Origin of the sequence: Arthrobacter terrae (assembly GCF_015708085.1) — a bacterium.
In the GTDB taxonomy this organism is placed as follows: Bacteria; Actinomycetota; Actinomycetes; order Actinomycetales; family Micrococcaceae; genus Arthrobacter_M; species Arthrobacter_M terrae.
In genome coordinates this window covers 1-3,813 of sequence record NZ_JADNYM010000049.1, presented here as the reverse complement: position 1 = coordinate 3,813, position 3,813 = coordinate 1, and the positions used below count along the sequence as shown (strand labels likewise).

The following is a 3,813-nucleotide window of genomic DNA, read 5'->3' as shown; positions in this document are numbered from 1 at the left end:
TGTCATTTTCAGAAGCTGACGGCACTAAATGTCAGAAGTCCTCTTCACTACGCCCCTGGTTGGCGGTCTTGTTGCCCTAAGCCTTTGCAGTAACTTCGTCTGACAAGGCGGAAGCCTGTGCCCTGCCCGTCGCGATTTTGTTACTGCCCGGCCTGTTCCCCGCTGGTGGCGTCATCGGGCAGGAAGAGTGCCGCGTCTGTTCCTTGGCCTATGAGGACTTTGCGTTCAAGGAGGTGGATGGCGGTCGCGGTTACTTCGAGAGTACGAAGTTGCACATCGAGTGGATAGCCTTCGTGCGGCTGCCAGCTCCGCGGCCCTAATCGCTGAGGATAGCCCGCTTCCTTCCAGAAGCACTTGATCAGGCGGCCAGCGGTGGTGCGACACTCGGACAGAGTTGCTCCGAGCTCGTCAATGATTGTCCGTATCAGGCGAAACCAGATCCCGGCGTGAACCTGTCGCCGGGGCAGGTCGACCGATCCCGTTGTCATGGCCTGCCAGGTCCGGCTGTCCATTGCCAGGGCCGTAACGGAGACTGGCCTCGGGGTAGGCGGCTTGCGCTCCCAGTCCGAGAAGTAGCTGGCAGCTTTCGCGCGCGGTTCAAGAAGGCACCCGTGGGCAGGGCAGCTTAGCGTCAACGAAAGCAACCACAACAATTGGTACGGGTACGGTGGCATTGAGGTCGCAATACATAGCGGGCACGCCCGGAGTGCTTGTCGTGAGGGAAGCCATGCCAGCCACTCGGAGATCTCCCGCGGGCGCCGCCTGCCTGCCGGCAACAGCACGGAAAACTGTCGGGTATAGGTCGTAAACGCCTCAGCGTCCGGTTCCGTCTGATCAATAAGCCAGGGTGCCCAGCCGCTGAGGCTCATCCTTTGAATCCGGTGTACGTCAACACCTGTTCGCTGTGCCAGCTCGCGAGCGAATCCAGTTGGCGGAAATGTATCCAGGTCCTTCGGCTCGCCCGGCGCAAATCCTAAGTCCGACACGAGATCGCCAAGGTTGGCATCGTAGCGAACGGCGACTCGTCGCAGCCATGACGAGAGTGCCTCGCCGGGGATCGGTGCAGGATGCACTGGCCAGCGGCGCAAGTTGATCACAGCAGTTGCCTTTCGAACAGCTTGCGCCGTTCGCTGGGCCCGATGTAATCGGCCATGGTCAGCGTCTTACGGTTGATCCGCTCCTCCCCACTTTCAACTGCTGCAACCGCAGCTGCAGTCAGCAAACGGGCGAGCTCTCCGATAGTGCCCTCACTACGCGCAAGCAGGTACCGGGCCATGTCCTCGCCATCGATGCAGGATGGTGAGCGGAGAGGGAACGAGGCAGCGAAGCTGGCCAGCAGCGACCGGGTTTCATCGCCCACCTCCCAGAGCGGCAAAACGAACGGTTCGAACCTGTTCTCCAGCTGGTCATCTGACCTCACGGCAAGGTATGCCTCCCGCGTGCCGACCCCGACAAGGGGAATGTTGAGCTCGTTGCCCAAAAACCGCAGCAGGTTCAAGAACGCGCGTCGCGTCTCACCCCGCCCGGCCAGAACGTTGTGGAACTCATCGATCACCAACATCCGAACACCCACCTCACCCAGCAGGGCGAGTGCCAGACGCTCGACGTCAACGACGCGCTGCCGTGGCCGAAACGGCGCACCAATCGCGGAAAGCAACGCTGTATAGAACCGAAGCTCGGTTGGCTCCGCGGGCATCTGCACGCATACCACCGGAATATGCTCCCGGTCCGGCTCAGTCCTGGGCAGATGCTGACGGCGAAACCTCTCGATGATCATGGACTTGCCGTTATTCGTCGGCCCTATCAACAGCAGATTCGGCATGCGCTGCTTCCGAGGCCACCCGAGCAGGGTTTGCAGCCGGTCCACGGCCTCGACGGCCTTCGGATACCCAATCCAGCGGTCAGCACGAATCTGATCGATCCGTCCGGAAGCCGACAGCCGAGCCGTCGCCTGCACAGCCGGGTGCAGATGCCGCTGGTACTCGTCGGCAGTCACCATTGTTCAATCTCCTCAAATGGGACCGCAGGTTTGGCCGCGGCGGGTTCCGGCGAAGCGGCAGGAGGTGTCAGTATCGGCGACCGAGACGCCTTTCCCATGGTTCCCGCATGATTGCGGCGTTCGGCTTCGCGGCGGGTCCGCTTGGTCGTCTTCGCGGCAGTCTCGGAGATATGGCGCATCTGGTCGATCATTCGAAACAGTGCGGCCTCATCAACCTGAGCAGCTCCGCGTTCGTGCAGCCGGGTAAGTGCCTGCCGATGCTCCCACACACTTGCCGCAGGGTTCGACAGCGTCCGGTACGGAACTTCGATGTACTCGGTGCCCGAAGGGTCCAGCACCCAGATCCGGCTGATGTCGCGCGGGTCCCTGCGGATGATGAACCGGGCCAGGTTTCCACGGCGGCTGATCCAGGGTTTCAACGCGTTGGCGAAATAGTGCACATGGTCGATGACAAACCCGCTCCGCGTCAGCTTCCGACGGATCACGGGTAGAAAGTCCACCAGGAACGCCGTCGGATTCGACGTGACTGCCGGTGCGCCGACCGCGGCGACTCCCTCGGCCCACCGTCCGGCCGGAGTCTGACCCAGGCCGCCGTGCACGGTTCCGTGATACGCCGCCACCGCCAACGCCAGCCACTTCTCCAGCTCGGACAGGGTCAGCGCGGCCATCTTCTCGGAGTCATACCCGCCGCGTTCGGCCGGGTTCGAGAAGGTTGTGCCTGGCAGTTCGTGGACCTTCCCCATGGCCGTGCCGATGAGACGTTCGACGATTCCGCCGTAATGCGGCCGGCCCAGCGGTCGGTAGTCCAGTTCGATGCCATGTTGCCCGCACCCCCGTGTGAGTGCTTCGCTCTTGAACTCGGCGGCGTTGTCCACATACAGCGCCTTCGGCTTCCCACTCATCGGCCAGTCCGCTTCCACCCCGAGCCGTTCGAGCCACGGCCGCTTGTCACCGGCGGCGTGGGCCAGGCATAACCCTACCGAGACCGCAGACGGCGGCTCCAAAGTCACGACCATGCCGATGATGCACCGGCTGAACACGTCGATGGCCACCGTTAAGTAGGGTCGGCCGATCGGCCGGCGTTCATGCTCGTCGACCACGATCAGGTCAATGACCGTGTGATCGATCTGGACCTGGTCCAGGATGGACGCGATCACCGGGACTTTGTCGCCTGCCGACTGCAAGGGCCGGACGCTGTCGGCGCCTTCCCGTCGCCGGCCGATCTCGACGGGATTCATGCGGGCAATCCTCGCTGTCACCGTGTTCCGTGCCGGAGCAGGCAACCCCCGCGCAGCACAAACGCGGGCAATCTCGCGGTGCAGCGAGGCCACACTGCGCTTCTGCCGCGTCATGTACCGCTTGCGCACCAGCTCGCGAATGACCTGTTCCACCGGATCCGAGAGCCGGTTGCCTCCCTTGCCCCCGTCGGACCGGTGGCCGCCAAGATCAGTCGCGAGACCACTCCCCTGCCGGTAGCGCTTCAACAGCAGGTACACCCGCCGCCGGGAAATTCCCAACTCGACGGCCGCTTCGTCGGCAGCGGCCAGCCCAACGGTGTCGCGTTCCGCGAGTTTGCCGATCACTTCGGCCCGTAACCGGGCCTGTTCCCACGCCGTGTCTGACATCGTCAGATGGCCCGCCGACCCGATCCGATCCGACCCGTTGTCCATGCCTGTCTCCTCTTTGAGAACAGAACTATTGCGCAACAATGACTTTAGTGCATATGAGTACTGAACGACCAGCGTTCAGAAGCCGGCTGCACAACCCCGGCAACACCGGCATCGGCGTGCCGTCAGCTTCTGAAAATGACAGTT

The 3,813-nt window shown here is 62.8% G+C and carries 3 protein-coding genes and 1 pseudogene; all 4 read right to left on the bottom strand.

Annotation, left to right across the window (positions count from 1 at the left end; genetic code table 11):
• Positions 1-140: 140 nt before the first annotated feature.
• Positions 141-275 (bottom strand): hypothetical protein, encoded by a 135-nt coding sequence (locus IV500_RS22040; RefSeq protein WP_281064096.1) that lies wholly within the window; start codon positions 273-275, stop codon positions 141-143.
• Positions 276-611: 336 nt separating this feature from the next.
• Positions 612-1,073: pseudogene (locus tag IV500_RS22420) on the bottom strand (TniQ family protein); the annotation flags it as partial.
• Between the two features lie 20 nt (positions 1,074-1,093).
• Entirely contained in the window at positions 1,094-1,999 is a 906-nt protein-coding gene (locus tag IV500_RS21050) for a TniB family NTP-binding protein (RefSeq protein WP_196398773.1), read from the bottom strand.
• The gene (locus IV500_RS21045; protein WP_196398772.1) at positions 1,993-3,669 is read right to left on the bottom strand and encodes a TnsB C-terminal domain-containing protein; all 1,677 of its coding nucleotides are present in this window, start codon (positions 3,667-3,669) and stop codon (positions 1,993-1,995) included. Before IV500_RS21045 ends, IV500_RS21050 begins: the two co-directional genes overlap by 7 nt.
• Positions 3,670-3,813 lie beyond the last annotated feature (144 nt).

Excerpts from the sequence above, each read along its gene's own strand:
- IV500_RS21050 (WP_196398773.1), bottom strand. The coding sequence starts at position 1,999 with ATGGTGACTGCCGACGAGTACCAGCGGCATCTGCACCCGGCTGTGCAG.
- IV500_RS21045 (WP_196398772.1), bottom strand. The coding sequence starts at position 3,669 with ATGGACAACGGGTCGGATCGGATCGGGTCGGCGGGCCATCTGACGATG.